Raw genomic sequence first — 4263 nt, forward strand, 5'->3', positions numbered from 1 at the left:
ATCTGCTGCACCCTGCCCCAGATACCCTGTCGCCTGATCAAATTGGGCGTCCGACATAACCTGCCACTGACCTGTCATTTTTCTCTCCTGCAACGGGGTGCTGATTCACGGGCAGCATAGATGCATTTTTTGAAATTATTTCTCGCCCTTCAGCGTCTCCAGCACCCGTGAGATCACAGGGTATCCCCGTTTCGCGCTGGCCATGGCCTTGACTACATTGCCGGAAAAGGACGGGTGAAGGTCCCCGAAAAAGCTGATCCAGCGACCATCATCCGTGCGGGACATCAGTACATGGGCCTGCTCCGGTTTTGCCACACGTTCCGGCATAACCGGCTGCCCCTGTTCGTCCAGCGCCTGGAAATGTCGGCCGTGAAGCGGAAAGGCAGAAGCATTGTCCTGTCCCCGCGCCAGCACTGTATTCGGTTGTGTTCCGGCAGCCACGAGGATAGTGCGGGCGGAGATAATGACTTCCTGCTCTCCGGTCCTGACCCGCAGTCCCGCCGCATGGCCGTACTGGTCCAGTTCCACTGCCAAGGGCGTGGCGTTTTCCACATACCGGATCCCCTCTTCCATGGCTTTGGCCACTTCCTCGTGATTCAGGGTGTACGCGGGGCTTTCCGTAAAGGCGCGCCGGTACACGACTGTTGAACCGCCCCAGGAGTCCAGCAACTTGCGCACCTGCGACGTTCCGCGCACCTTGCGCAGTTCCCGGGCGTGGGCGATGAAAGTATCAGCAGTCTGGCGTTCCTCTTCGGTCCAGCCACGGCGGACAGCCTCTTCCCCCTGCTCCGCCACCAGGGTTTCATAACGCGACAGAAACTTTTCCACCTGCACCGGATAATAAGCCAGTGCCTCAGTGGCCGTATCGATGGCCGTCAGGCCGCCGCCAATCACCGCCACGGGCAGCTGGACCTCCAGACTGGCCAGGGAGTCTTTCCGGGCCGCACCCGTCAGCTGCAGGGTCATCAGAAAGTCCGAGGCCTGGCGTACGCCCCGCGCCAGCCCGTTTTTCATGGGAATGACGGTGGGCTTTCCCGCACCCATGCACAGGGCGATGTGGTCAAAGCTCATGGCAAAGGCCTGTTCGACTGTCAGCGTTCCGCCGAACCGCACCCCGCCGTGCAGGGTAAATTCAGACCGCCGCTCCAGCAGCAGACGGATGATGCGCAGGAAATTCTTGTCCCAGCGCACGGTAATGCCGTATTCCGCCACGCCGCCAAAACCAGCCATGACCCGGTCGCTGAGGCGCTCGTGGAGGGTTTTTATATCATAAATGGGCTGGAAAACACTTTTGCTGTCATCCTGAGGGAGCGAAGCGACTGAAGGATCTTTTTTCTGAAGGAAAGATCCTTCGCTGCGCTCAGGATGACAGGGAAAAGACTTTTTCCCCACCCACTGCTCCGGCAGCGGCTCGATCTTCAGGCCATCCACACCCACGACCCGGTGCCCGTCGTTCATCAGGTAATGGGACAGGGTAAAGCCCGCCGGGCCCATGCCGGCCACAAGGACCGTGCGATTCGAGGCTGGCCTCGGCAGCGGATGGCGCAGGTTCAGCGGGTTCCAGCGCGTGAGCAGACTATAGATCTCGAACCCCCAGGGAAGCTCCAGCACGTCTTTCAGGGTGCGCGTCTCGGCCTGGGGAATATCCACCGGCTCCTGCTTCTGGTAGATGCAGGCCTTCATGCAGTCGTTGCAGATGCGGTGGCCCGTGGCCGCGCACATGGGGTTGTCCACCACCACCATGGCCAGGGCGCCGATGGGTACGCCCTGCGCCTTGAGCATGTTCATCTCGGAAATTTTCTGGTCCAGCGGACAGCCCGCCAGGGTGACGCCGTGGGTGTTTTTCTGGAATGCGCCCGTTTTGCGGTCCCGCATGCCGGTGGAGCAGCTGTCTTTTCCCTGATTATGGCACCAGATGCAGTAGTTGGCCTGGTCCAGTGCACCGGCCAGATCCGTGCCCGGATCGGTCAGGTCAAACCCCTCGCGCAGGCGGTGACGCTCCACCGGCATGCGCAGCATGGTCACACCATCGCGTTCGAATTTTTCCACCGGCACCAGATGCTGCGGGTCGATTTTGTGGGGCACCTGGAACAGCAGGCCTTTGCTGTGGCGTGCTCGCCCCTCCGGGCTGTACAGGGCCCAGGCAGAATACCGCAGGGCCAGATCGAGATCTTCAGCATGGGCCGCCTCGTCCTCCAGCAGGATGCTGATAAAATGGGCCAGGACCAGCTCGCTGTCCCGGCTCGCATTGAGGGGGAACTCCACCCGGGATTCCAGGCGCTGCGTCAGGTTCGTGGCGTTCCAGGACAGGACCTCCTCCACCGGGAATGCTTTGGCAGCGCGTCGCTGCACGAACTGGCGCTTGACGCTGTACAGGGGAGCCAGCTCATGGTGCCGCTGCGCCAGCGCCGTCACCTCCAGCCCGATACCAAACAGTTGGCCGATAAAATCCTCGGCATGGGGCGCCAGAGCTACCAGCAGGTCGCTTTCAGCCTTTTTGTCCAGTGCCTCCGGCTGCGCCCGCGCCAGCAGGAACCGGCGCGCCAGATCCGCATCCGTCTGCTCAAGAAACGCACAGAATTCCAGATCCAGCCGCACCAGCCCCTCGCGGGTATACAGGTCGCTGAATTCAAGGCCAAACGACAGGATCAGACTGCTTTCCATAGGGGCGGTTTATCACGCCCCTGCAACGGACGCAAAGAAAGTGCAGCTGGCTGTAGATGTAAATAAAACAGGACTGTATCCTGAAGGGACTATGAATAGATCTCTGACGGTATCAAATTTATTTTTCTTTCACAAATGCATGATAGAAATGCCGTAGGCGAATTCCTTTCGTACAGCCTGGAGGTTTTATGGCACACCATAAAGAACCAGAAAGTTCACTCACAGTTCAGGCTGTTCATAATCAGGGACTTCTGACAAAAAGACAGGAAGAAATTGAGCTGGCCTGGAGAAGATACAAGAACTGGGCCCAAAAAGGCATCGTTCCTGCGGCTGCCGTTACAGGCATATCTCTGCTTCTGACTCTGGCCTCATAGACGTGCAGTTTCATTGATGAAACATCCCGGAATGCCGGGGTTATTTCAGAAAAAACATTTATCAGCTTTCTGGTAAGCTGTGTCCTGTTGGGTGCTGTTTCCGCCATTACCAGCCAGAAACAGAAAAAATGGCTCAGGCTGATGGACCAGAAACAGCCGCAAACCAGCCATGAAAGGGCACCTCAGGCTGAAGATACAGGCCCAAAGCCCGCTCTTCACTGACAGGTTCCCGGTCAGGCAGGTATTTTACTCCCCCTCCCCTACCCTGACAAACCCGGCCATGACTTTTTTGCGGCCGGACCGGTCAAAGGCGATGTCCAGCTTGTCACCTTCCACGGCCATCACCTGGCCCGCGCCGAATTTTTCATGGAATACCCGCATGCCGGAGGTAAATGCCCCTTCAGCCTGGGCGGGCCTAGCTTGCACCCTGTACGACACGCCTTCCAGAAGTCCGGGCGACGAGCGTGTTCCCATGCGGGGCGGATCGACCTTGTAGCCACCGCCCCAGCGGCCCAAATCACCAAAGCCGCCATACGCCGGAGTCCCTGTCTCGACCTCCGCGTACTGCGCCGGAATTTCGCCGATAAAGCGGGAGGGGATGCTGTCGCTCCACAGGCCGCGCACCATCCGGCGGGCCGCGTGGGTGATGCAGGCGAATACCCGCGCGCGCGTCAGGCCCACATAGGCCAGGCGGCGTTCCTCCTCCAGCCCTGACAATCCGCTTTCTTCCAGCGACCGCTGACCAGGGAAGACCCCCTCCTCCCACCCGGGCAGGAAGATCGTGTTGAACTCCAGCCCCTTGGCCCCATGCAGGGTCATGATGCTGACCATGTCTGTGCTGCTGCCCTCGTTGGCGTCCATGACCAGGCTGACGTACTCCAGAAACCCTTCCAGGGTCTCGAACTCGCCCATGGCGTTGACCAGTTCCTTCAGGTTTTCCAGCCGGCCCTGCGTCTCGGGCGATTTGTCCTGTTTCCACATGTCGGTGTAGCCGGATTCGTCCAGCACCATCTGGGCTAGTTCCATGTGTGATACAGAGGCCGACCGCCAGTGATCGAACTGGCCTACCAGCTGGCGCAGGGTCGTGCGCATCTTTGGCTTCAGCTCGTCCGTTTCCACCAGGCGGGCCGCAGTCTCAAACATGGACACACCAAGAGTCCGGGCGGCCTGGTGCAGCTGCTGGACCGTTGCATCGCCAATCCCCCGTTTTGGCACGTTGATGATC

The 4263-nt window shown here is 59.6% G+C and carries 1 protein-coding gene and 1 pseudogene; both read right to left on the minus strand.

Going from position 1 to position 4263, the window contains the following annotated elements; translation table 11 throughout:
- Positions 1-159: 159 nt before the first annotated feature.
- Positions 160-2664: pseudogene (locus M3O22_08700) on the minus strand (FAD-dependent oxidoreductase).
- A gap of 620 nt (positions 2665-3284) precedes the next feature.
- The coding region (locus tag M3O22_08705; GenBank protein ID MDP9196820.1) for a DNA helicase II at positions 3285-4263 on the minus strand (979 nt) is incomplete at its 5' end.

Source organism: Pseudomonadota bacterium, from assembly GCA_030775045.1.
Lineage (GTDB): Bacteria > Pseudomonadota > Alphaproteobacteria > JALYJY01 > JALYJY01 > JALYJY01.